This is a genomic window from Porifericola rhodea, assembly GCF_030506305.1.
Taxonomy (GTDB): domain Bacteria; phylum Bacteroidota; class Bacteroidia; order Cytophagales; family Cyclobacteriaceae; genus Catalinimonas; species Catalinimonas rhodea.
This window is the reverse complement of record NZ_CP119421.1, coordinates 4,408,487-4,432,634: the sequence shown is the minus strand read 5'-3', so window position 1 is coordinate 4,432,634 and position 24,148 is coordinate 4,408,487. Positions and strand designations below refer to the sequence as shown.

Genomic DNA, 24,148 nt, shown 5'->3' with positions numbered 1-24,148 from the left:
TAACAAAAAAGCCTGCTTCATCTGAAACAGGCTTTTTCTATATCCTGATGATATAAAATTAAAGTTTAAAATCGTATAAAGACTCTACCCCTAATTGCTTATCATTGGTAAAACCTTCACCATAAGCTACACCTATCGCATGTCCGTACTCCTGACCGCGCGCCTCTACAAATTTCATAAAGAGAGGCGTAGTAAGAAAAGTACCAGGATCATCACCTTCAGAAGCATCAAATTGAGATTTGAAACAGCGGATAGCTTCCATTTTAGTCTCCCAGTGCGCGGATACATCCACCACTACATCTGGAGTGATATACATGCTTTGTACCATGTGCCACACTTGTTTAGGACGCCAGCTTTCCTGACTTTTTCCTTCGTCCTTGGTTTCAATCATTCTAAGACCGGAAAGAAAACATGCGTCTTTAGCTAAGAGGGCCGCTCTACCATGGTCTGGGTGACGATCTTTGATAGCATTTGCTATAACCAGGTCGGGCTGATATTTTCTAATTGCTCTAATGAGCTGTAGCTGGTGTTCCCTATCATTTGCGAAAAAACCATCAGCCATACCCAAGTTCTCCCTTACGCTGACGCCTAAAACTTTAGAGGCTGCGTTGGCTTCCTGCTCACGAATTTCTACGGTACCTCGGGTACCCATTTCACCCCGTGTTAAATCTACTATACCTACTTTTTTTCCCATAGCTACATGAGAGGCAATAGTACCTCCACATCCTAATTCTGCATCATCCGGGTGAACGGTAATGACCAGTATATCCAATTTCATAAAAATATAATTAATTGATATTGAGTTGCTTAAGTATTTAAGTTTAAAATAATAAAGAATATGAATAAATTTTCATATCTCTAAACTAAACCCAACGAAAATAGCTATGTTTGAGTTATATAGTGATTGAAATCAATAGTGGTATTTTTTTTGCAAAATCATATAAATAATAATCTTAATTTAGAGCGAGTATTACTCACAAAATCTAATTTTGGAAAGCTTTTTTTAACTTTGTCTCACTTCGTTTAGCTATTTTATTTGAAGGTACTTTTTCATGCTTTCAGGATGTTGAACTATTGTAAATAGCATAGCTTTACATTTTTACAGCAATATTATTGAGTTACAAATTGATTTAGGTATCATTCCTCTGTATTAGGCTGATTTATTCAATTTACGGAACTTAGTTAAGTTCTGTATTTTTTAGACGTTAACTGGTATTGTTCATGACCAAAAATACTTCCATACAATCTTCAAAGTATAAAGCTTTAGAAACTGTACCGGACTTATACCTTATACTCAATCCTGAGTTCTATATTATTACTGCCAGTAATGCTTACTTAGAAGCAACCTTAACCGCAAGAGCCGATATAATAGGTAAGCATATTTTTGAGGTATTTCCTGATAACCCAGACACTCCTCAGGCTAATTCAGTAAAAAATCTTCATAGTTCATTACAGGAAGTAAAGAGTAAGCTTAAGCCTCACAATATGGCTCTTCAGCGCTATGATGTGCCCCGCCCCAAGGCTAAAGGAGGCGGCTTTGAAGAAAAGTACTGGTTGCCAGTAAATACACCAGTGCTCAACGAGAATGGACAACTAGACTATATCATTCATAAAGTAAGTGATGTTACAGAAAAAATTAAAAGTGAACAGTATATAGAGGAGCTAACACTACGCGAAGCTGAGGCAAGTCAGGAAGCTGAAACAGAAAGAGAAAACCTGAAAGCTGTTTTTAACCAGGCCCCAGTAGGTATCGGTATTTACCGAGGCAAAGACTTTATAGTAGAGTTATTTAACCCTGGTATTGCCAGCATAGTGGGTAAAAAGCCAAAAGATTTAATTGGCAAACCTGTTTTTGAAATACTACCTGAGCTGAAAGAGCAAGGCTATGAAGACATTCTAAATAAAGTATATTATAGTGGAAAGCCCTTTGAGGCTCATGAAATTGAAGCCGAAATTAGAAGATACGGGCGTAAAGAAAAGTGCTATTTTAATACTCGTTATCATCCGCTGAGAAATACCGATCAGCAAGTGGTAGGAATCATACAGGTTGTAACTGAAGTTACCAGCCAGGTAGAGGCACGACAGAACGCTCAGATTAGTGAGCGAAAGCTTCGGCTGGTTACAGATGCTATGCCAGTACTGATAGCTTATGTAGATCGTGAACAAAAGTACCGCTTCGCAAATCAGGCGTATGAGTCTTGGTTTCATCAAAATCCGGATGAGCTTCTAGGTAAAAGTATACTGGAAGTAGTAGGGCAGGAAGCATATGATGGAGTTAAAGGGTATATTCAGCGTGCTTTAAGTGGTGAGAATTTACAGTTTGAGTCACGAATGCCCTATCGTAAAGACTTTGTTAAATACATACGATCTGCCTATGTTCCTGATATCCAGAATGGTAAGGTTCAGGGTTTTTATACTCTGGTAACTGATATATCTGATCAGGTAGAAGCATTACATAAGATAGAAGAGAGTGAGAGGTACTTTAGAATGATGGCAGATAATGTACCAGTTATGATCTGGGTAACTCGTCCGGATGGTTATTGTACTTACCTTAACAAACAATGGTATGACTATACCGGACAGAATGAAGAAAGTGGTTTGGGTTTTGGTTGGCTAACTGCTGTACACCCTGAAGATGCCCAGCTATCGGAAGATATTTTTATGGATGCCAATACCCGCAAAACTCATTTTGAGCTTACCTATCGCTTGCGGGGAGTAGATGGCCGATATCGTTGGGCCATTGATACCGCCATGCCCAATTTTGATCATCAGGGGAAATTTCAGGGTTTTGTAGGCGCTGTTTTTGACATACATGAAAGAAAGATAGCGGAAGAAGCTTTACAGCTCTTATCTAAAGAGTTAGCCTCGGCAATAGATGGTTTAAAAGAGGCTAATTTTAAGATTAAGAAAAGTAATAAAGAGCTGGCAGCCAGTAATCAGCAGTTGAATTATATTAACGCAGACCTTGATAATTTTATCTATACCGCTTCACATGACCTGAGAGCGCCAATATCTAATATTGAAGGGCTGATTTCTGCTATTCATAGGAAGCTTCCTGAAGATAGTAAGGAAGATCCGATGATTAATAAGCTACTCTCCATGATCAGCAAGTCTATTCAGCGGTTTAAGACAACAGTAAATGATCTTACTCAAATTACTAAAGTGCAAAGAGAAGGCAAAGGGGAAGACGTTACCAAAGTAGATATTGCTGAAGTAGTTAGAGAAGTAAAACAGGATCTTACTTATATGATTGAGGAAGCAGGTGCTGAATTTGAGATGCAGATAGAAGATCATGGCTTAATTTATTTCTCTGCTAAAAATGCCAGAAGCATAGTATACAATCTAATTTCAAATGCTATTAAATACCGATCTCCAAAACGAAAGCCTGTAATTAAAATAAATTGTTATCCGGAAGGAAAATATCTTGTTTTATCCGTAGAAGATAATGGACTGGGTATGGATATTAGTAATGAAAAGAAGATATTTGCAATGTTCAAAAGACTACACGATCATGTTGAAGGAACAGGCGTAGGATTATATATTGTCAAAAAAATTGTTGATAATGCAGGTGGCAAAATTGAAGTGCATAGCCAACTAGATCAGGGCACCAGTTTTAAAGTATTTTTTCACCAGTCAGAGCAGATACAATCTAAAGCTTAACGATTCGCTTAGTAATGAAGAAAGTTAAAAGTATTTTGTTGGTAGATGACGATGAGACTACCAATTTTATCAATGAACTTATGATATCTGATATGGGTATCACAGATGAATTGCTACAGGCCAACAATGGTAAAGAAGCAATTGATCTATTGGAAGAACGGATTAAGTTAGACAAAACATTACCAGATCTTATTCTACTGGATATTAATATGCCAGTAATGGACGGATTTGATTTTTTGGATGCTTATCAGCATTTACAGTTTCATAAAAAACCTTCAGTAATCATAGTAATGCTTACCACTTCCTTAAACCCTTCTGATGTAGAGCGTGCTAAACAGGCTGAAATAACAGATTACATTAACAAACCTCTGACCGAAGAAAAAATAAATTCTATACTAAAGGATCACGCGAAGTAGGGTAATACTAAAGCCAAAAAAGAGAAGTACCTATACTTCTCTCATCGTTTCAATTAGTATAACTGTTTAACTATTAAAAGCCGGCTGCGGCATCATCGCCTCTGGGGTCGGCTCCACCTTCAAGTTTTCCATCTTCTCTAACCAGAATGGCATCTACACGACCTATATTACCTCTTTGTACTATTGTGTGCCCCATCGCTTCTAAAGATTGTCTTTGTATGCTATCCAGTGTATTTGATTCTACAAATATTGTGTCAGGTCTCCACTGATGATGAAAGCGAGCTGCACTAACCGCCTCCTGCATTCCCATATCGTGCTCAAGTACATTAAGTATAGTCTGAAAAACTGAAGTGATAATAGTTGAACCTCCGGGAGTACCTACCACCATAAAAAGTTGACCATCTTTTTCAATAATGGTGGGGGTCATAGAACTTAGCATACGCTTTTCTGCTTCAATAGCGTTGGCTTCTCCACCAATAAGACCAAACATATTTGGGTATCCGGGTTTAATGCTGAAGTCATCCATTTCATTATTTAATAGAAAGCCAGCACCGGCTACTACCACTTTATTACCATAGCCTCCATTTAGTGTGGTAGTTACTGAAACCGCATTGCCCTTAGGGTCTACTACTGAAAAATGAGTTGTTTCTGTTGATTCTGCTATTGCTGGCTTACCAGCAGAAATATCTCTAGAGTTAGTGGCTTTATCAGGGTTAAATGATTGCATACGAGCCACGTTGTAATTCTTCTGCATTAATTCTTGCAGGGGAACAGAGTAAAAGTCCATATCTCCAAGATGTGTGGCACGGTCGGCATAGACACGTCTTTCGGCTTCAGTCATCAGATGAATTGTAGGGACTGTATTGTGCCCCATTCCTTCCAAGGCAAAATCTTCCACACTTTGTAACAACTGCACCAAGGCAACACCACCGCTGGAAGGTGGGGGCATAGATATAATTTTGTAGTTGTCGTAATCAGATGTTACTGGTAGGCGGAATTTTGCCTGATAAGCAGATAAATCATCAAGGCTGATAATTCCATTGCCTCTTTGCATCTCTTCTACCATAAGTTTGGCAGTTTCTCCGGCATAAAAACCTTCTCTACCATTGTCTCTAATTCGTTCTAAAGTGCGAGCCAGATCTTTCATGTAAATAATATCTCCGGCTTTCCAACCTCCTTCTTTTACTAAAAACTCAGGAGTAATACTATTGGCATCTATATGTTTATCCTGATATCTGTTTAAACCATTAGCTTCTCTTTCGGTAAGTTTAAAACCTTGATCTGCCAGGTCTATCGACGGTTGAAGCAAATCTTCCCAGTCCAGTGTACCATATTTCTCATATGCTTTCACCATACCATCAACAGAGCCTGGCACTCCGGCAGCTAAATGGCCCTTGGTACTTAAATTTTCTACTACCTCTTTATTATCATTCAGATACATATCTCTATGTGCTTGCAGGGGGGCCTTTTCTCTAAAGTCAATGGCATCCGTTGTTCCATCCTGTTGACGAATCACCATAAATCCTCCACCACCTATATTACCAGCCGCGGGGTAAACTACGGCAAGGGCAAATTGAGTAGCAATGGCTGCGTCTATGGCATTTCCTCCTTTCTTTAAAATATCAGCACCTACCTGAGAGGCCAGGGGGTGGGCACTTACTACCATAGCACTATCGGTAATAAGGCCAATTTCTTTGGGGGCTTCTTTAGGTATTTCTGGTGAGCAGGAAAAAAGTAAAAATATGGAGGTTAGGAGGATGATAAAGTATCTGTATGTCATAGGAATGTGTTTTAGATAACAAATATGACTTAATTCTTAAATTATTCAAATGAAACAGATTAATCTATTGATTAAGTTGTTATTTATTATTTAATAGTTTGGTAAAATTCGTAATATGTAAATTAATGTTCTGATTTGACTATTTTGTTTATTGTCATACAAAGTTTTTACATGCCAGGTTTACTGTTAAGCTTATGTGAATATTGAACAATTACATTTTTACTGCTTTACAATAATTGTAGTTTCGCAAATATCTAATAAGCTAATCAATGAAAAGTATAGCAGTTTTTTGTGCTTCTAAAATTGGAGAAGACTCAATCTATCATAAGGTAGCTAGTGAAGTAGGACGCATGCTGGCAGAGGAAAATATAAGGCTGATATATGGTGGAGGTAAGGTAGGCCTCATGGGGGCTGTAGCCGATGCCGCATTAGAAGCTGGTGGTGAAGTTATTGGAGTTATACCGTATTTTTTAGATAAAAAAGAAGTTGGGCATCAGGGCTTGACTGAACTCATACGAGTAGAGTCTATGCATGAGCGTAAAATGAAAATGTCTGAACTATCTGAGGGAGTTATTACTCTAGCCGGTGGTTTTGGTACGCTTGAAGAGCTTACAGAGATGCTAACCTGGTCACAATTAGCGCTACACCACAAGCCGATTGGTATCTTAAACACAAATGGATATTATGATTATATGGAAAAACTGTTTGACCATATGTGCGAAGAAGGCTTTTTAGCAAAAGAAACCAGAAAAATCGCGATTTTTGAGCGAGAACCCGAGCATTTGTTCAATAAAATGCGCAGCTTTGTACCTGAACATCTGACACAGCATTTAGATCGTGATAAAACGTAAAAAAGCTCAAGAACACATGCTCCTGAGCTTTCTGCTAAACTAACCAAACCAAACTATGCTGTGTATATAATTTGTCTTACTTTGAGTAAGGGAAAACATTGCGTTTTTCCCTTTTTTTATGTCTGAGATAATTTTTACTTACTTATCTATACCTATTTTAATAAGTAACACTGATAGGGCTAAAGAACGTTTCAAAAGAATATCATATTTTTTGTCATCGCTGAACCCTAAACTTCTATAGTGCTTCAGATACCTTACTAACGCATATAATTTTTGAATAGTGCCATAGCTAGTAAAAAATATCTAGCATAATAGATTGAAGATCAGTTCCTTACAATACATTAGTGTAGCTCTATTTTTTTAGTACCTGTTTCAATGCTATTGATGTTGTTCGTGCTAAAATAAGTCTGTAGGTATAATAAAATATATAGTAATACTGCTTGATTTCTATTAAAATAGCCCTCAGGCAATTATACTTATAAGGCAAAGTTGTATAAAAGTGTTTGCTGGTGTATGTTATTATTTGTTTTAGAAGAAAATTTATATATCTCAGAATAAAAATTGTTAGTAATAAGCACTTTATCCCATAGAAAAAGGTTACATTAGAAAATTAAAAAACTGAAACGCTTCTTAGTACAGATCAATCAATAGTTACCATTATGTTGACATCATTATTATTTATCGGAGGTTTAGGAGGATGGGAAATCATGGTCATTCTCTTAGTAGTTCTTGTTTTTTTTGGAGCTAACAAGATCCCTGAAATAGCACGCGGTATGGGTAAAGGCATCCGTGAATTTAAAGACGCAACCAAAGAAATTAAAAGCGAAGTAGAAAAAGGTGTCTCTTTAGACGATAAAAACTAAACTTTCCATCAACGTATGCTGTGGTTCTATCCACAAACTTATAAAGAAAGCTGTCTGAGAGGACAGCTTTTTTTGTTTACTCGCTTCTTAATGATTTTGTGGGATTAGCAGTAGCAGTAACTATAGATTGATAACTGATTGTGAATAAGGCTATTAGTATACTGAATAATGCGGCAATAGCAAACATCCACCAATCCAATTCTATTCGGTATGCGAAGTTCTGTAGCCAATAATGCATTACTATGCCTCCAAGAGGTAGTGAGATTACGATAGAGATCCCTACCAGCTTCATAAAGTCTGAGCTGAGCAGTTGCAAAATATTTAATACTCCCGCCCCGAGTACCTTTCTAATACCCACCTCTTTCGTTCTCTGGCTCATACTATAAGCAGTAAGGCCAAAGAGGCCAAAGCAGGCTATTCCCGCAGTAATCAGGGTGAAAAAGCTAAACAGTTTACTTAGTCTTTGTTCCGATATATACTGTGCCTGAATTTGTTCATCAAGAAAGTAGTACTGAAAGTCAAACTGGTGGTCAAAATCACGCCAGACACCCTCTAGTTTACTTAGCATCAGCGGGTAATCTTCAGATGAAGTCTTCACCAACATATAATTAAAAGAATGATCTGAAAGCCTGAAAATGATAGGCCGCACCGGTTCATGTAATGACTGATAATGAAAGTTTTTAGTAACTCCTATTATATTTCCCCTACGTATACCAGACCCAGAATCCCAGTGCATTGCTTTACCTTCAGGCTCAATAAGTTGTAAAGCCTGTGCAGCAGCTTCATTGATTACAAAGCCATTTTGAATATCAGTTGGGTGATCTTTTTGAAAGGAACGTCCGTGAGTCAGTTCAATACCCATAGTTTCAAAAAAGTCATAATCTACAAAGCATTCAGAAGCATCTAATGAATAGGGTTCGTCTTCTGGTTTCCAGAAAGTATGTTGGTTATAGTTAGTTCCCGGAACATTAGAACATGCTGAGACATCCAGCACATCCGACAGCCTTAGCATTTCTTCCTTTATTGTTTCTACCTGGCCTCTCAGATTATCGTTCTGTATTGGAATTACAATTATCTGCTCCTGCTCAAAACCCAGTGGTTTGCTGGATAAATAATTGAGCTGATCAAATATGATAATGCTACCTAATATCAGTGAAATAGCAATACTAAACTGAAATACGACCAGGCTTTTTCTTAGCCAGTTACCCTGTTTAGTCCCTCTAAACTGGCCTCTAAGAATCTGAGTAGGTTTGAAAGAAGAGAGCAGGAGGGCAGGGTAGAGCCCGGAACATATACCTACCAGGCTTACACCCAGAAATAGATAACTTAGAGAAGTGGGAGAAAGAACTTCATCTATGCTTAGCTGTAAGCCGCTGGCCTGATTAAAATAGGGTAATACAAATTGCACTAATATTATAGCCAGTAATAAACCGATAAAACTAATTAGTAAAGACTCTGCCAAAAACTGTAAAGATAAATGCTTACGCATAGCGCCTAAAGTTTTGCGCATGCCTATTTCTCGTGATCGCTCAACCGAACGAGCTGTAGTTAAATTGATAAAGTTTACACAGGCTATCACTAATATAAAAATAGCAGCAGCACACATGAGGTATACATAAGAAATATTGCCATTAGGCTCCAGTTCCCAGCGTAAGTGTGAATTTAAATGAATATCCTTAATAGGCTGTAAATCAAAGCCTATCAGTCTATTTCTTACAGCTTGTAGTTCCTCTTCACTTGCATTAATAAATTTACCTTTTACTATCCATTCAGGAATCTTGTCTTCTAACTCCAGAGCACTTGCCTGCCCATGTAGCTTAATGTAGTTGTAGTGCCCAAAGTCGCTCCAGCTAAAATACGGATCTTCTTCATTTCCAGCTTTAAGTGTCAGATAAGAGACCAGTATGTCAAAATGAAAATGGCTCTCGTAAGGAATATCTTTTACTACCGCTTTTACCTCCAGGGCATCACCTTCATTAAAAATTAGCCGCTTTCCAATGGGGTTTTCATTACCAAAATATTTTTTTGAAGTAGTCTCAGTGAGTACTAGTCCGCCAGGTTCATTTAAAGCTGAACGACCATCTCCGGCAATTACAGAATAACCAAATACATCAAAAAAGGTACTATCTACGGCCAGTATTCTTTTTTCATCAAACCTGGAATTGTTGTCTGGATTTCTAATTGAAAAACTTCTTTTGGTTAGCCCGGGTCCCCAAATAGGAGTAAGGCTTACGGCTGCAGTAACTTCAGGAAAATCAGTAACCAAGGCTTGAGCCATAGGGTGAGGTGTACGCGTTTGCGGGTTTTCGTTTATCCAGGCAATACGGTAGATTTGATCTGCCTCTTTGTAAAAGCTGTCGTAGCTACTTTCTATTTTAACATAATGGGCAATAAGAAGGCAGGCTACTATGCCCAAAGCAAGGCCACCAATATTAATAAATGAAACTAATCTGTTTTTCTTAAGGTGGCGAAAGGCGACTTTTACAAAATTGAAGAACATAAGGCAGATTGTATTTAGCAGCATACTTCCAAAAAAATGCCATATTGTAAGTGTGTGTAAATCAGTTGTTTAATTGGAAAGTTATAAAACGAATCGTACGTATTCGTACAGAGTTGGACGATTACGAACAAAAGCCAAACAAATTTTTAAATAGATAGATTATAGAATCATGAAAAAAGAAGATCTACAGCATTTGTCTGACGAGGAGCTCAGGCAGGCATTTAGAAAACATAATATCAATGGTATTGTCATCTCGCTTAGCCTAATGGCTGTTTTTTTTATTCTTTATCTTGTTCCTTTAGGCATAGGAGAGGTAGTTTTATATAGTTTATTTACTGTACTGGTCGCTGCTTCTGCAATATTTGGATTGTGGTATAACTTTAGCAAACGTAAATATTACCGTGAGTTCAGGAATAGGCAGAGCAGCATATAATTTTGTTTTATTACTCACTTTTTAAACTTTGTGAAGGGTTTTGCAAAGCTGCTTTTACCGATTTGTAACCTACCGTAAGGCTGGCAATAGTTAAAGAAACCAATAAAGCCAGTAAAAATATCCATGGGCTAAGCTCAATTCGGTTATGAAAAGTATGAAGCCAGCTTTGCATCGCAAAGTATGATAAAGGTGCAGCAACTATAAAAGCAATAATCACAAGGGAGCTAAACTCTTTGGAGAAAAGATAGACAATATGTCTTACGCTTCCACCTAAAGTTTTTCTAATACCTATTTCCTTCTCTCTCTGTAATGCCAGGTAAGAAACAAGACCATACAAGCCCAGGCAGCCGATCATTATAGATAGGAAGGAGAAAATCTTAAAAGCCTGGTACATAACATCTTCTATTACATATAATGCACCCTCTTCAAAATACTCCTGCATATTTTGAATGGTAAAAAAATGATCAGGGTACTGTTCTTCCCATGCCTCTTGAATAAACCCTAGTTTAGCCATTTCTTGAGATTGATTAAGTTTAATAGCAGCGATATTAAATCTATGGTTGGTATATAAAAGCTGGCAGGGGTGTATGTCTTGCTGGAGGCTTTCATTCACGAAATTATCTACAACTCCAACAATTGTAGATGGTAATTCGCTGCTAAATACTTTTTGGTTAATAGCTTCTTCAGCAGAATTGAAGCCAAGCATTTTTACAGCTTTAAGGTTCAGAAGAATACTATATGAAGCCGTAGAATCAGTAATTTCAACTCTATCATTTTCATTCAGATTTCTTCCTGCCAGAAGCTTTATTTCAAAGGTTTCCAGATAATTTTCATCAATATGCTTAACCTCTATCCCATGCTTATTATCTTCGTTTCCTTGTGCTGGATTGTATATATCAGTCCAGCTTCTGCCAGTAGATAATGGTGGGCCGGTAGTCAGGGATACCTGTTCTACGAGAGTTTGCTGTTCTATCATATGCCGGAAAGTTTCGGCTTTTTTAGAGTTGCTTTCAGGGATATAAGTAATATATATGTTTTCTTTTTGGAAGCCGAGGTCTGTTTCGTTAATAAACTTCATCTGCATGGCTACTACCAGCGTGCCAATGATAAGCAACTGAGAAATAAAAAATTGAACAACTACCAATGACTTCCTGAGAGAAAATTTACCATAGAACCCGGTATTTTTAGTTGAAATATTTTGCTTAAGCGCCTGTACTGGTTGATAACTACTAAGCGAATAAGCAGGATAGAATCCCGCTAGTAAGCTTACCGCTAAAATAAGAGGTACAAGAAAGTAGAACACTGAAAAATCAATGCTTAGACCAAAATCTATAATACTAGATAAGTAGTGATTAAAAACGTGAGTGAACTCATGAGCTAAGCCTAATCCAATGATTGCTGATACAATGGTAATACAAAGGGTTTCCGTCATGTATTGAGTTATGAGCTGACTTTTGAGCCCTCCTAAAGCTTTACGTATTCCTATTTCTTTAGCCCTTTTTATAGATTGCGCAGTAGCAAGATTAATAAAATTGATACAGGCAGTAGATAGAATTATGATACCCATACTAACAAATGCAATAATCAGTATGGCAGGAGTAGCGTAAACAGTACCACCGTATAGTTCGTTGGTATGTACGTCTGTTAAAGGCTGTAAGTGGTAAGATCTACGGCTGGCAGTCTCCTCATTAAAGTATTTATCTACAAAGGCAGTAAATCTTGACTTTAGCGAAGATGCCTTCTGCCCCTCTTTGAGTGTAACAAATGCATAGCTGCCTGAATTGGTATTGTACCAGTTGGAAGACCAAGCTGGAAATTTTGTTTCAAAAGCTTTATAGCTAAGTAGTAACTTGAAAGTAATGTTGGTATTGCGAGCGATATCTTCTAAAACTCCACTAATCTGATAGGAATCATTGTCTACCACTATTGTTTTTCCAATTAGTTGATTGTAATCATCGCCTTCCTTGAGTCCATAGTACTTATCTGCGAGTTTCTGAGTCAATACTACTTCTTCAGGCCTTGTAAATAACTTCCTTCTGTTTCCTGCTAATAGGGGATAATCAAAAGTTTGTAAAAAGTACTCATCCACATATGCAAGCTCTCCCTCTTCATACTTTTGCTCCATACCATCCTGTATAGGAACTTTAACCACTACATTTAAATCATTAAAAACCTGGGTTACCATTTCTATATCGTCAAATTCCTGCCGAAGAGCATCAGCAACTGGGAAGGGTAGGTATCCACTATAAATCATACCATCTATACTCTGATGATGCTCTACCACTCTGTAAATTCGCTCAGCATTCTTGTGGAAGGCATCAAAGCTGTATTCGTGTTTTACAAAAGCGTAGATTGAGATACAACAAGCCAGGCTTAAAGAAAGCCCAACAATATTTATGAAGGTATTGAACTTATTTCTAAGTAGATTTCTGAAAGAGCTAGTCAGGTAGTTTTTAAACATAGTAGATAGTTTACACTTTTAAGTACAATACTATGCCAGAATAAAATTTGGCTTTTTAGTGTAAAAAATAATATGAACAGATAAAACATGTGTACATATCCGAACAATAATGTTCGTATGTGGACATTATTACAATTATTTTAAATTAAATTGTGACAATTAATAGCTTTTTTATGTTAAGCAATATGTGAAACAATACTATTGCTGCTCTAATGAAGCCTATACAGTCATTCTGAATTTTTTATTTGAGATTTTCTACTTAGGTAGGTAATTTTTTTATTCTCAGTTTTCTGTATGGTCCTCTTTAAATAATTTATCCTGATAATTTAATTACGATTCTCTTCTTCATGCTGACAAACTGCTGAACAGAGTCTCAAATGATAATTTTAGTGTATTATGAATAGTATTGAAGTCAATGGATTAGAGTTTTTTTATTATTTAAGCTGGCATGCCCAATCTGATACGTCTAGTCTAAGTTTAATTCCCAAAGAAGATAGCTTGCAGAAAATTATTAGCCATGATATAGCAGCAGACAAGGTACTGTATGATGTTTTCGTTTACCTGGACGAATACTGCTACGAATTTAGACAGCAATTTGATTTTCGCCCTCTATTCAAAGAAACTCAGGATATGTTTGAGATAGAAATCGTGAAGAAAAATATATCTAGTGCGGAACTCTCTGGTGTTTTGCACGAAGTACTAAAAGCTGCCTGATTAAATATTAGATAGGGTACAATATTTGCCTATCTTCTACGTAATATACTCCCCAAACTACTTACTCCATTTGTGTAATTTTTCTACAGTTTGATGGGAATGGTGATCGGGAGCTTCCATTTCTGTGTTAGCAAAATTGTCTTATATCAATAAAATATTATACAAAAAATTGTTATTTACGCATTAACCATATTTATGAAGTGATACGTTGAAGATGGTACTAGGCTTGAATTTATGTTATTAACATAACTGGAAGCCTATGAAATTTGTAAAATATACCCTGACATTTTTAATTCTTATCTCTTCTTGTATTTTTTTACTTTCTTCAGATAACTTTTATATAGATTTAATACAGTCTTTTACTTTCCATGCACTTTTGGGCTATTTATTTATTACCATAGTTCTATTAGTTATGCGTTGGAAATATGTAGCAGTAAGCGGCATAATCGTTTGTTTCTTGCTATCAATTCATTTACTTCCTCATATCGGAAGCCCTACATTTACTCAACATCAAATTAGTGGCAATAGAATAAAAGTTGCCCATTTTAATGTACTGGGTAGCAATCGTCATTTTAAGGATATTATTGATAACTCAATGGCCCTAAATGCCGACCTTCTATCTTTTCAGGAGGTAGATAAAGAGTGGGCATTAGAGCTTATGGATGGCCTGGAATCTGAGTATCCGTACTTTGCTATTTCTGAGCACGAAGTACATGGAGTTGCTATATTTTCTAAATATCCTGTAGAAAACCTCGCTACTTACCATTGGACCGGAGAGCCCACCCTGACAGGAGACATACTATTTGAAAATCAGCGAGTACATTTTGTAGCTACACATACACTTTCTCCCAGAAGTCCGCAACGTTATGAAAAAAGAAACCAGCATTTAAGCAAGATCGCAGAATATGTTAATCATATAGAAGGGCCAATTTTAGCCATTGGTGATTTTAATGCGGTTCCCTGGAGTCAGCATATCGTTAAAATTAAGCAGAATACGGACTTAAAAGATAGTCGGAAAAGTATTACCAGTACTTATCCCTCAAATTACAGCCTGGGTTTGCCCATAGACTATATCTTTCACTCAGACGAACTGAGTTGTATCAGCTTTGAAGCTTTAGAAGCGAAAGGGTCGGACCATAAAGGAGTTTTAGGTGAGTATGCTTTTAATTCAGAAACTGATATGCTTGTTGGCATGAATTAATTTTGTAATAGGGTATGTTTGATAAGGCTTTTTTTTACCGTTTATACTCCAGTTTGCCGCCTACAAATGTCATTTCTACATTAGTATTCAAAATCTCCTCTTCGGGTATGAGCATAATGTTCTGCGAAAAGACTGTGAAGTCTGCTAACTTCCCTACCTCAATACTGCCTTTTATATTTTCTTCAAAAGCAGCATAGGCAGCATCTAGGGTGTAGGATTTTAATGCTTCTTCACGACTCATTTTTTGTGAAGGTTCAAAACCATTTTCCGGATCACCAGCAAGAGTTCTTCGGCTTACTGAAGCATAAAAGCTAGCCAGCGGATTTACCGGCTCAACCGGAGCATCGGTACCATTGACAATACGCGCGCCGCTATCCAGCAATTTTCTCCACACATAAGCACCTTCCTCAATTCGGTCTTTACCTAATCTTTCTATGGCCCAAGGCCTGTCCGATGACATGTGAACAGCCTGCATAGCTGGTATGACACCTAACTGGCCAAACCTTGGGATATCCTGTGCGCTCAAATGCTGGGCATGTTCAATTCTGAACCTATGATCTTTTGCTAACTCAGGCTTTTCCTGAAAAGCTTTTTCATAATTGTCCAGAACTTCACGGTTTGCGCGATCTCCTATAGCATGAGAACAAACCTGTAGACCACTTTCTAATGCTTTTAATGAGGTTTGATAAACATAAGACATTGGGGTAGTCTGATGGCCGTGTTCACCGGGCATATCACTGTATTCTTCCAGAAGCCAGGCACCGCGTGAACCTAAAGCTCCGTCAGTATATAGTTTAATGCTGCGTATGGTTAAAAAATTATGACCTAAGCCTATTGCAGGACCTGATTGATAGTATTGCTGTAGAAGGCTGGTATCACTTCCGCTGATCATAGCCCATAATCGTACTTTTAATCGGTTTTCTTCTGCTAATTTGCGATACATCTGTTCTATGTCTCGGGTAATGCCAGCATCCTGAAAAGAAGTTATACCGTTTTTTAAACACTCTTGCATTGCTAGCTCAGCTGCTCTAAGATTACTTCCAAGTGTTTTGCCTGGTATATGTGATGTAACCAGCCCCATAGCATTCTCATTGAAAATTCCAGTAGGGTTACCAAGTTCATCTTTAATGACTTCACCACCTTCTACTTCTTTTACAATAGGACCTTCTTTGGCGAAGTTAGCAATACCAGCGATTTCCATTGCTTTCGCGTTTGCCAGAGCAGCATGGCCGCTAGCATGCTTAAGGTAAACAGGATTGTCTGGCGATATAGCACTAAGCGCTTCATGCACAGGAAAGCCTCTGACCATAGTATCAGGTAAAGAGTCCCATTTATCTTGATGCCAGCCTCTGCCGTTAATCCATACTCCAGGACGAGTGTTTTTTACTGCTTCTTCCACTTTTTGGAGCACTTCCTCAAAGCTAGTGGCCGATAATAAGTCCAGGTTCATCTGATTAAAACCTATACCCATAAAGTGGGCATGACCTTCAATAAACCCCGGGGTCATAGTTTTACCATCCAGATCAATGAGCTGTGTGCTGTCACCAATCCATTTCTTGACTTCCTGATTTGAACCTACAAAAACAATACTATCGCCTAAAACTGCTACAGCTTCCGCTTTAGGTGAGTCGTCATTCATTGTATAAATTTGCGCATTTTTAATAACGAGATGTGCACTTGGGGTATCTGATTTACAGGCATACAGACAACATAAAATAGGGATGAATAAGAGGCTGCATATAAAATTTTGCTTCATAAAAGAATAGGGTAAGTGGTAGTGTAGAAGCATAATTTATAAAAATTTATGCTTAGTCTTAGCAAAGAGAAACATAGTAAAATAATAAAAGGCCAAAAGAAATACATTCTCTTGACCTCTAATTATCTTATTTAGGCGTTAAGGCCTAATCTAAAAAAGATGTCTCGCTTAAGCGAAATCCCATCCACTGACATCATCATAACTTACTCCAAGTCGTTCCAGTACTTCGGGAGGACTACCTTTCCAGACATTAGCAGTGTTGCCTTTGTACTCCAGATCGTCAATACCCATTTTACTGGTAAAGAACCCGGTAGCTACAAAATCTCTGAAATTGTTAAAGAAATTTACCCCCTGACTCATTCTTGGGTCAGCCACTTCCGGATACGCGATTTGGTCTAAAAGTTGTTTCTGCTGCTTTTCACTCAGCTCTATAAATTTAGATTGAAACTGACGCTGACTTTCTATATCTAACCAGCGCAGGCCGCCTCGCATACCGGTCTGGTGCCAGGGCTGATCTTTCATCATAAATTCTATAAACTCAGGTACGCCAGCACCTGATGCATTTCCAGAACGATCATCAGCAGGAATGATAAGGTTAGCCAGCACTGTTACTGTCTGCATTTCATGCTCAGTAAAGAATTGCTGATCCATAAGCTTTTGATCTTCCTCACTGATTTTTAGTTCGTCACTGGTTTCGTGCTTATGTTCGTGAGCTTCTTGGGTATCTTCAGGGCTATCGCAACCCACCCAACTGAGGCTGGCAAGAGAGGCAGCAGCACCTCCCATGTACTTTAGAGAGGTACGGCGATTCATACCATTATTTTGCTTATCCATGAGAAATATTTTAGATGTTGCCTTTCTTTTTCTGATCAATAATATATTCTGAGGTTCTTAGCGATAGTGCTAAAATAGTCCAGGTAGGGTTTTTATCGGCCATAGACACAAATGAAGAACCATCAGCAACAAAGAGGTTTTTGCAGTCATGTGACTGGCAGTACTCGTTTACTGGTGCTTTTTTGGCATCTTTACCCATACGTGCTACCCCCACTTCATGAATAATTCTACCCGGAGCGTGTATGCCATAATTACTATCGGCACCTGCCTTATTCCACAATAGCTTGCCACCCATAGTTTCTATAATTTCCTCAAAGGTATCCTGCATATGTTTGGCCTGTAGAATTTCATGTTCACTCCACTCATAATTGAAGCGAAGAACAGGAATACCCCATTTATCCACCACATTAGGATCAATCTCACAATAGTTACTTTCTAGGGCTACTGGCTCACCACGCCCGCTAAAGCCGACCATAGCACCATAAAAGCGGCGGTAGTCATCTTTAAGCTGCGCTCCGTAACCGCCGCCTCCATTAGGTCTCTGGCTACCATCACGGTTACCAAATTTCGCATTGTAGTTATGGATACCGCCCAAAAATCCATAAGAAGGCATGTTTCTACCTCCCCAAATTTCTATATGGTAGCCCCGTGGAAAGTCAAGCTTAGCTTTTTGGTTATCTATCCACCAGGGCATATACATGTGCATTCCTCCAACACCATCTTCATTATATGGAATGCCATCCATCATCTGAGGAAAAATACCAGCAAGATCACCACCTGTAGAGTCCATCAGGTACTTACCTACCATACCACTTGAGTTGCCTAATCCATTAGGGTAGCGAGAAGATTTTGAGTTAAGCATCAGGCGTGCGGTTTCACAGGCACTGGCAGCAAGTACTACTGTTTTTGCCCTGATGGTATACTCCATGTTATCATCTTTACTCACATAAGAAACACCGGTAGCCAGGCCTTCTTCATCAGTTAGTACTTCTCTGGCCATAGCATTGGTAATGAGGGTTACATTACCGGTTTCCAGGGCAGGAGGAAGTAAAACAGAAGGTGATGAAAAATTGGAGTGAGTGGAGCAGCCACGATTACACTGCGAACAGTAATGACAGGCAGGTCTTTTACCCAAAGGACGTGTAAGTATAGACAGGCGGGAAGGTACTACCGGTATGTCTAACTTATCGCAGTTCTTTTTTACCATGAGCTCATAGGCACGAGGAGTAGGAGGGGGAAGAAAGAAACCATCTGGTTCGTTATCCAGACCCAGGCTACGGTCAAAGTTTACCCCAAATACACCGATCATTTTGTCAATTCGGTCGTAATAAGGTTTAATGTCTTCATAAGAGATAGGCCAGTCATCGCCCAGACCGTCCACACTCTTGCGCTTAAAATCTTTAGGACCAAAACGAAGCGAAATTCTTCCGAAGTGGTTAGTTCTACCACCCAGCATACGCGAACGAAACCAGTCAAACTGAGTGCCTGCTGCGCGAGTATATGGTTCTCCATCAATCTCCCAACCTCCGTAGGCGGCGTCAAACTCTCCAAAAGGACGATGAGTCGGGGCTCCACGACGAGGCGACTGATAAGGCCATTTAAACATATCGCCAACTGCGGAGTCAAACATGGGGCCTGCTTCCAGAAGGGCAACGGTAGCACCGGCTTCGGCAAGCGTTTTCGCAGCCATTCCACCGCCGGCACCAGAACCTACTATACATACGTCGTAGGTTTTAGGACTTTCTTTAATCTGCATTGAGCTGTATTTTTTGCGATAAATTAGATAAGCTTTCTTTAGCTTACAACTCAATGAGTCAAATCTGTATTGTTTAGAATAAAAATGAATTAAACAGGAATTTATCGTTAGTTAATTATCTCCTGTTTTGTTGACGTATCTGTGAGTTACTTTTCAACTACCTGTGTAAACTTCTTAAGTGTTACTGTCAGTACTAAATTTCTAGAATTGATAATTGATCTGTAACTCAAAACTTCGCCCGAGTTCGTCTGCAAAATAGCGCAAACGGTCAGTGTATGTTCTATAAGAAGTATTGAGTAGGTTAGACACTCTCAAACGAATAGTATAGCGCTGAAACTGTCCTTCCATACCTACATGAGCCAATAGGTAAGCGTCTGGAGCTTCTATAAAATCAAAACCAGCTTTATTTTCGGCGAATATGTTCTGCTCATCCTCTGCTTCCAGAATCTGCCTTACTGAGATGGTAGGAGGAGACTGAAACTGCCTGAAGGTATAATCTAAACGTGCGTACCAACTAAAATTATCAAATACTGAAAAACTTGGAATATCTTGCCTGAACTCATACTGTACATTGATGGGGGGAATGCCAACAAAAAAGGCATCTTCGCTCAGGTTTTTTGCCCATACATAACTGAATTTCAGTTCTGAATTTATATTGCTTGTATGCTGATGAGAAAGACTGGCATCAAGTCCGGCAAACAAAGCATCGGATTGATCATATACAAAGAAAGGGAATGCTCCTCTTACGGTTTGTACAATACCAGAAGGTCTGGTGTATAGAAAGTCCATGATATAATTAGCATAAACCGTAGCCTCGCCATAAAATTGATCGGTATTTAGCTCGTAAGTATTGATCCATTTAAAACCTACTTCTGAAGGTACAGCCTTCTCCTTTTCTGACAATATACCATCGGTAGTCTGTGCCTGACCATTTTCCAGTATGGTATACCTCCATAATCCGTAATCTACAGAAGCCTGATGTTTTCCGAAGCTATAAAGCTCAGAAACATTAGGGGGCCTCCATGCAGTACCAATATTACTTCTAAATATATGCCCTTCGGCCAGGGGTTTTACAATGCCCATAGTAGCACTAAGGTTTTGGTACACAAGTTCGTTTCTGTACACATCATTATTAGTAGCGCGAGCACGGATAGAATTAGTCTGAAAATCATACCTAAGGCCCCATTCAATACGATTTTCGTGTATTACTTTGCTCTCTATTAGGTATACACCTGCACGATAAGTATTATAGTTAGGTACAAAGGGTATCGTATTAGTGCCCGGTAAGTTATTATTATCCTGATAAACCAACTGTATACCCAGGCTTCCATCCCAATCCCGTAAAGAGGGATGCTGCCATTCAAGGTCCAGGCTATGTGATAATAACTCAAGATCTATGGCTGGGCTTTCGTTATTGATACCTCGGCGAACGTCAAATTCCTGGCGATGATTGTTTTGTAGTGCATAAACTACTTCCAGGGACTGATTTACTCTGCTAAGTACTCCTTTAAGTTTAAACACATCATGGCTAACTACCTGCCGGGGATTATTGATGTCATAAGTAAATTTAGAAGTAAGCAGAGGTTTTTTACTTTCTATTGCCAGTGCCAGATCTTCAAGGTTTCCTGCAACAGAGCCTCTCAGTATGCCCAGTTCCTGATCAAAATGGCTATAGTACGCATATAAATCCAGATTTTTCCAGTGGTAACGTGTGCCAAGCGAGAGACTTTTTTCTCTTTTTCCGGTATTGCTAAGTACATAGTCCGGGCTCTGTAAATCTCCCTGGTGAGTATAAGCTGCCTGGGCTTGAACACTGAGTTTATGAAACCCCTTATGTAGCCGTATATGTCCATCACCTGCCCGTCCATTTGTGTTTGCAGAGAGGTTTAGTTCTCCATTCAATGGTATTAATAAATCTAAAGGGTTTGGGTTAATAACTAAGACTCCTCCAAGCGCATCCGGACCATACTTTACAGTCGCTGCTCCTTTAACCACACTCATATTATCAATCATGGAAGGGTCAATCTCTGGCGCATGTTCTACCCCCCAATTCTGAAATTCGTGTCTTACATCATTGTTCACTATTAATACTCTATTACTGTGTAATCCGTGTATAACAGGTTTCACTACATTTTGTCCGGTTTTGAGAACAGATACACCACTGAAGCTACTTGCCATGTCGCCTAATGAAAGGTTTTTACTTTCTTCTAAAGTGCGTGTATTCATTTGCCGTACCGTACCAGAGAATAGCTGACCTTCCAGTTGGTCACCCTCTATTGTAACACTTTCCAGAGTAAGGCTATCAGGAGCCAGAAAGATTTTCGGAGCCTGATGGTAGGTATCGTGGTGATGAATGGCTGTCTTGTATCCTACAAAGCTGACTATCAGGTCAAACTCTTTTCGGCAAAGTCCTTTAATCTGAAAGTATCCATTTTGGTCAGCAGTTGTTCCTTTTTGAGCATATTGAACCTGTACGCTGGCATAGGGTAGAGGATTATTGGTACTAAGGTCCAGTACAAATCCTTCAACCTTATAATTGCAAGTATCAGTTTCTATTGATGTGTTTTGGGCAAGAAGTAAAACAGGCCATAAGCCAACCAGTACAAAAAATAAAAATTTGTTCACCTTAAAAATATTAGGAGGGGCTACAAGATTGACAGTAGCCTTTAATTACCATTTCTACTTCATTAACCTGATAACCGTCCGGGAGTTTTACTTTTGGAATGGACTGTTCGTGCAGGCACAATGTTTTACCACAGGCATGGCAGGTAAAGTGGATATGCTCTTCATGTATACCATTTAAATCTGAATCATCTTTCTGATAGGGTGTAGAGGCTATACTTTTACGAATAGTATCTGAAAAGCCGTAGAGTGCTGCTCCACCGTCGCTGGGAATGGGGTGCAGAATGTGCTTATCTATAAATGAGTTTAAGGTGCGATAAATTGTAACTCTGTCATACTGTGAGAGTTCTTTTTCCAGAATTTTAGCAGATAAAGCACAGTCTGATTTCAGAAAAAAGCTTATAATATCCGTACGGCATTTGGTTATGCGTAGCTTATGCTCATGCAGAAGGTCTTCAAGTATACTTTCATTCATATCGCAAGGTAGTAAATATGCAATTATGTTGCATATTTACTCTAACCATATTTTTATGTATTAGATTCCTGCAAATACATTTTAGTTAGCAGTATGGCTGCTTAACCACCACAAATGTTTCCATTCTGCATTGCCTTCATTTTGCTGTTTTTTTCCTGGCGTACTTCTTCCTGCTTGTATATATTGATTCAGTAAGCTTTTAAGTTCAGCTACTTTTTCAGGATATTGAGCCTCCAGATTGTTAGTTTCTGCAATGTCATCTTTCAGATGATACAGTTGTACTTCTGCTAATGAAGAACTTGCATCTGTGTTGGGCTTAGGTTCGCTCCATCCACCGGAGTCAGGACACATAATGAGCTTCCAGTCTCCTTGTCTAATAGCAAAACTACCATTAATGGAGTGGTGAACAGTTGCTTCTCTAAGTGGATTTTTTAATTTTTTACCTTTTAATAGCGGAAGTAGATTATAGCTGTCTTCACCTTCATGATCTCTGAGTTTATAATCTACAATTGCTGCACAAGTGGCCATTAGGTCCGTAGTACAGATAATTTCGTCACTACTTTGTCCGGCTTTAATCTGGGCAGGCCATTTTACAATAAAAGGAACTCGGTGACCGCCTTCAAAAATATCTGCCTTATGGCCTCTGAACTTGTAGGATGGATTGTGGCCTTTACTTTTCAACTCATCAAATTTTGCCCTGGGAGAACATCCGTTATCAGAGGTAAAGATGACAATAGTATTATTCTCCAGACCATTTGTTTTTACGCTTTGTAACAAGTCTCCTACATAGTCATCTATCATCATTACAAAGTCGGCATAAGGATTAAGTCCGCTTTTTCCCAACCATTTTTGATCAGGAAGCACTGGAGTGTGGGGAGAGGGTAGGGGAAGGTAAAGAAAGAATGGCTGATTAGTTTTGCTTCTTTCTTGTATATAAGCTTTAGCTTTCTCAAAAAAATGAGGAGTCACTTCTTGATGAACGAAGTCAGGTGCAGTTAGCCCTTTTCTCCAAAATCCCTGAAAATCAGTGTTAACTGTCGTTTCTGTAGGAATAGCAGTCACTTTTCCATTCTCAACATATACATACGGAGGCATATCTAGAGAGCCATTATGTCCATACGCATAATTAAAGCCCAGATCATTGGGTGTATGCGTTACCTTGCCCTCAAAATCAATATTACCTTCTTTATCTTTAGTAAAATTCCATCCCAGATGCCACTTTCCAATAAATGCAGTATGATAACCTTGATTTTGCAGTAAGGATGCTACTGTAGTTCTCTCAGTAGGTATTAAAGCCTCAGACTCGCCCCAAAGTACACCTTCTTTGAGTTCTGACCTCCAGTTGTATCTCCCTGTAAGTATTCCGTAACGAGTAGGTGTACAAACTGATGATGAAGTATGAGCATCGGTAAATATCATTCCTTCTGCAGCCAGCAGATCCAGATGTGGTGTCTTAATTTTGCTTTCTTCATTAAAAGCACCCACATCTCCATAGCCCAAATCATCTGCCAGTATGTAGATAATATTTGGATGAGCTTTGTTCTGAGCTAACGCTGGGCTAGATACAACAAACATTAATAATAAGCTGATTGTAAAGAGTGTTTTATAGTAATTCATAGGTGTTTTAGGTTATCTTAGAAATAGCAATTTATGGGTTATCACAAATGAATACTACCTCTTAGCTTGCAGAAATTAATGCTTATATGACTTCCTGAAAAGTTAAAATTCATGCTGATAGAAAACCTTTAAATCAGCTAAAAATGATTATATTGATTTTACCCAAATGAATTAATTGCCGCTATTAAGCCGCAGTATGACTAACGATA

General features: G+C 38.6%; 17 protein-coding genes. 7 read left to right on the top strand and 10 right to left on the bottom strand.

All coding sequences use genetic code 11. The features are described from left to right. Positions 1-58 precede the first annotated feature (58 nt). Positions 59-778 (bottom strand): bacillithiol biosynthesis deacetylase BshB1, encoded by a 720-nt coding sequence (gene bshB1 / locus PZB74_RS18185; protein ID WP_302238587.1) that lies wholly within the window; start codon positions 776-778, stop codon positions 59-61. A 443-nt stretch (positions 779-1,221) separates the two neighbouring features. Here bshB1 and PZB74_RS18180 point away from each other — a divergent pair, with 443 nt between their 5' ends. Continuing rightward, positions 1,222-3,660 (top strand): PAS domain-containing sensor histidine kinase, encoded by a 2,439-nt coding sequence (locus PZB74_RS18180; protein WP_302238586.1) that lies wholly within the window; start codon positions 1,222-1,224, stop codon positions 3,658-3,660. Positions 3,661-3,674: 14 nt separating this feature from the next. Then, positions 3,675-4,076: a response regulator gene (locus PZB74_RS18175; protein ID WP_302238585.1), complete on the top strand. Its 402-nt coding sequence runs from the start codon at positions 3,675-3,677 to the stop codon at positions 4,074-4,076. A gap of 73 nt (positions 4,077-4,149) precedes the next feature. Here PZB74_RS18175 and ggt read toward each other — a convergent pair whose 3' ends face one another. Further along, the gene (gene ggt, locus PZB74_RS18170) at positions 4,150-5,856 is read right to left on the bottom strand and encodes a gamma-glutamyltransferase (RefSeq protein WP_302238584.1); all 1,707 of its coding nucleotides are present in this window, start codon (positions 5,854-5,856) and stop codon (positions 4,150-4,152) included. Positions 5,857-6,125: 269 nt separating this feature from the next. On the opposite strand from ggt, the gene PZB74_RS18165 reads away from it, so the two are divergent. Beyond that, on the top strand, positions 6,126-6,707 hold the full coding sequence (locus PZB74_RS18165) for an LOG family protein (RefSeq protein ID WP_302238583.1): 582 nt from the start codon (positions 6,126-6,128) through the stop codon (positions 6,705-6,707). Between the two features lie 659 nt (positions 6,708-7,366). Next, positions 7,367-7,570: a Sec-independent protein translocase subunit TatA/TatB gene (locus PZB74_RS18160; protein WP_302238582.1), complete on the top strand. Its 204-nt coding sequence runs from the start codon at positions 7,367-7,369 to the stop codon at positions 7,568-7,570. Positions 7,571-7,646: 76 nt separating this feature from the next. Here PZB74_RS18160 and PZB74_RS18155 read toward each other — a convergent pair whose 3' ends face one another. Next, positions 7,647-10,070 carry an ABC transporter permease gene (locus PZB74_RS18155; RefSeq protein WP_302238581.1) on the bottom strand — a complete coding sequence of 808 codons (2,424 nt, stop codon included), beginning with the start codon at positions 10,068-10,070 and terminating at the stop codon, positions 7,647-7,649. Between the two features lie 169 nt (positions 10,071-10,239). On the opposite strand from PZB74_RS18155, the gene PZB74_RS18150 reads away from it, so the two are divergent. Beyond that, positions 10,240-10,503 carry a hypothetical protein gene (locus PZB74_RS18150; RefSeq protein ID WP_302238580.1) on the top strand — a complete coding sequence of 88 codons (264 nt, stop codon included), beginning with the start codon at positions 10,240-10,242 and terminating at the stop codon, positions 10,501-10,503. A 10-nt stretch (positions 10,504-10,513) separates the two neighbouring features. Here PZB74_RS18150 and PZB74_RS18145 read toward each other — a convergent pair whose 3' ends face one another. After that, entirely contained in the window at positions 10,514-12,964 is a 2,451-nt protein-coding gene (locus PZB74_RS18145; protein ID WP_302238579.1) for an ABC transporter permease, read from the bottom strand. Between the two features lie 396 nt (positions 12,965-13,360). On the opposite strand from PZB74_RS18145, the gene PZB74_RS18140 reads away from it, so the two are divergent. Beyond that, the gene (locus PZB74_RS18140) at positions 13,361-13,678 is read left to right on the top strand and encodes a hypothetical protein (protein WP_302238578.1); all 318 of its coding nucleotides are present in this window, start codon (positions 13,361-13,363) and stop codon (positions 13,676-13,678) included. A 412-nt stretch (positions 13,679-14,090) separates the two neighbouring features. After that, entirely contained in the window at positions 14,091-14,879 is a 789-nt protein-coding gene (locus tag PZB74_RS18135; RefSeq protein WP_302238577.1) for an endonuclease/exonuclease/phosphatase family protein, read from the top strand. Positions 14,880-14,913: 34 nt separating this feature from the next. Here the strand turns inward: PZB74_RS18135 and PZB74_RS18130 are convergent, their stop codons facing one another. The 6 genes from PZB74_RS18130 to PZB74_RS18105 form a co-directional block, all read right to left on the bottom strand. Continuing rightward, positions 14,914-16,518 (bottom strand): amidohydrolase, encoded by a 1,605-nt coding sequence (locus PZB74_RS18130; RefSeq protein WP_302238576.1) that lies wholly within the window; start codon positions 16,516-16,518, stop codon positions 14,914-14,916. 285 nt (positions 16,519-16,803) lie between these two features. Beyond that, positions 16,804-17,469, bottom strand: a complete 666-nt coding sequence (locus PZB74_RS18125; protein WP_302238575.1) for a gluconate 2-dehydrogenase subunit 3 family protein — start codon at positions 17,467-17,469, stop codon at positions 16,804-16,806. Positions 17,470-17,479: 10 nt separating this feature from the next. Beyond that, entirely contained in the window at positions 17,480-19,225 is a 1,746-nt protein-coding gene (locus PZB74_RS18120; protein ID WP_302238574.1) for a GMC oxidoreductase, read from the bottom strand. A gap of 201 nt (positions 19,226-19,426) precedes the next feature. Next, a complete protein-coding gene (locus PZB74_RS18115) occupies positions 19,427-21,850 on the bottom strand; it encodes a TonB-dependent receptor (RefSeq protein WP_302238573.1) in 2,424 nt (807 codons plus the stop codon). 10 nt (positions 21,851-21,860) lie between these two features. Then, positions 21,861-22,322 (bottom strand): Fur family transcriptional regulator, encoded by a 462-nt coding sequence (locus PZB74_RS18110; RefSeq protein WP_302238572.1) that lies wholly within the window; start codon positions 22,320-22,322, stop codon positions 21,861-21,863. Between the two features lie 81 nt (positions 22,323-22,403). Continuing rightward, a complete protein-coding gene (locus PZB74_RS18105) occupies positions 22,404-23,939 on the bottom strand; it encodes a sulfatase family protein (protein ID WP_302238571.1) in 1,536 nt (511 codons plus the stop codon). Positions 23,940-24,148: the final 209 nt, after the last annotated feature.

What these genes read in the sequence shown, in the direction of transcription:
- bshB1 (WP_302238587.1), bottom strand. Translation starts at nt 778, where the DNA reads ATGAAATTGGATATACTGGTCATTACCGTTCACCCGGATGATGCAGAA.
- PZB74_RS18180 (WP_302238586.1), top strand. Translation starts at nt 1,222, where the DNA reads ATGACCAAAAATACTTCCATACAATCTTCAAAGTATAAAGCTTTAGAA.
- PZB74_RS18175 (WP_302238585.1), top strand. Translation starts at nt 3,675, where the DNA reads ATGAAGAAAGTTAAAAGTATTTTGTTGGTAGATGACGATGAGACTACC.
- ggt (WP_302238584.1), bottom strand. Translation starts at nt 5,856, where the DNA reads ATGACATACAGATACTTTATCATCCTCCTAACCTCCATATTTTTACTT.
- PZB74_RS18165 (WP_302238583.1), top strand. Translation starts at nt 6,126, where the DNA reads ATGAAAAGTATAGCAGTTTTTTGTGCTTCTAAAATTGGAGAAGACTCA.
- PZB74_RS18160 (WP_302238582.1), top strand. Translation starts at nt 7,367, where the DNA reads ATGTTGACATCATTATTATTTATCGGAGGTTTAGGAGGATGGGAAATC.
- PZB74_RS18155 (WP_302238581.1), bottom strand. Translation starts at nt 10,070, where the DNA reads ATGTTCTTCAATTTTGTAAAAGTCGCCTTTCGCCACCTTAAGAAAAAC.
- PZB74_RS18150 (WP_302238580.1), top strand. Translation starts at nt 10,240, where the DNA reads ATGAAAAAAGAAGATCTACAGCATTTGTCTGACGAGGAGCTCAGGCAG.
- PZB74_RS18145 (WP_302238579.1), bottom strand. Translation starts at nt 12,964, where the DNA reads ATGTTTAAAAACTACCTGACTAGCTCTTTCAGAAATCTACTTAGAAAT.
- PZB74_RS18140 (WP_302238578.1), top strand. Translation starts at nt 13,361, where the DNA reads ATGAATAGTATTGAAGTCAATGGATTAGAGTTTTTTTATTATTTAAGC.
- PZB74_RS18135 (WP_302238577.1), top strand. Translation starts at nt 14,091, where the DNA reads ATGCGTTGGAAATATGTAGCAGTAAGCGGCATAATCGTTTGTTTCTTG.
- PZB74_RS18130 (WP_302238576.1), bottom strand. Translation starts at nt 16,518, where the DNA reads ATGAATGACGACTCACCTAAAGCGGAAGCTGTAGCAGTTTTAGGCGAT.
- PZB74_RS18125 (WP_302238575.1), bottom strand. Translation starts at nt 17,469, where the DNA reads ATGGATAAGCAAAATAATGGTATGAATCGCCGTACCTCTCTAAAGTAC.
- PZB74_RS18120 (WP_302238574.1), bottom strand. Translation starts at nt 19,225, where the DNA reads ATGCAGATTAAAGAAAGTCCTAAAACCTACGACGTATGTATAGTAGGT.
- PZB74_RS18110 (WP_302238572.1), bottom strand. Translation starts at nt 22,322, where the DNA reads ATGAATGAAAGTATACTTGAAGACCTTCTGCATGAGCATAAGCTACGC.
- PZB74_RS18105 (WP_302238571.1), bottom strand. Translation starts at nt 23,939, where the DNA reads ATGAATTACTATAAAACACTCTTTACAATCAGCTTATTATTAATGTTT.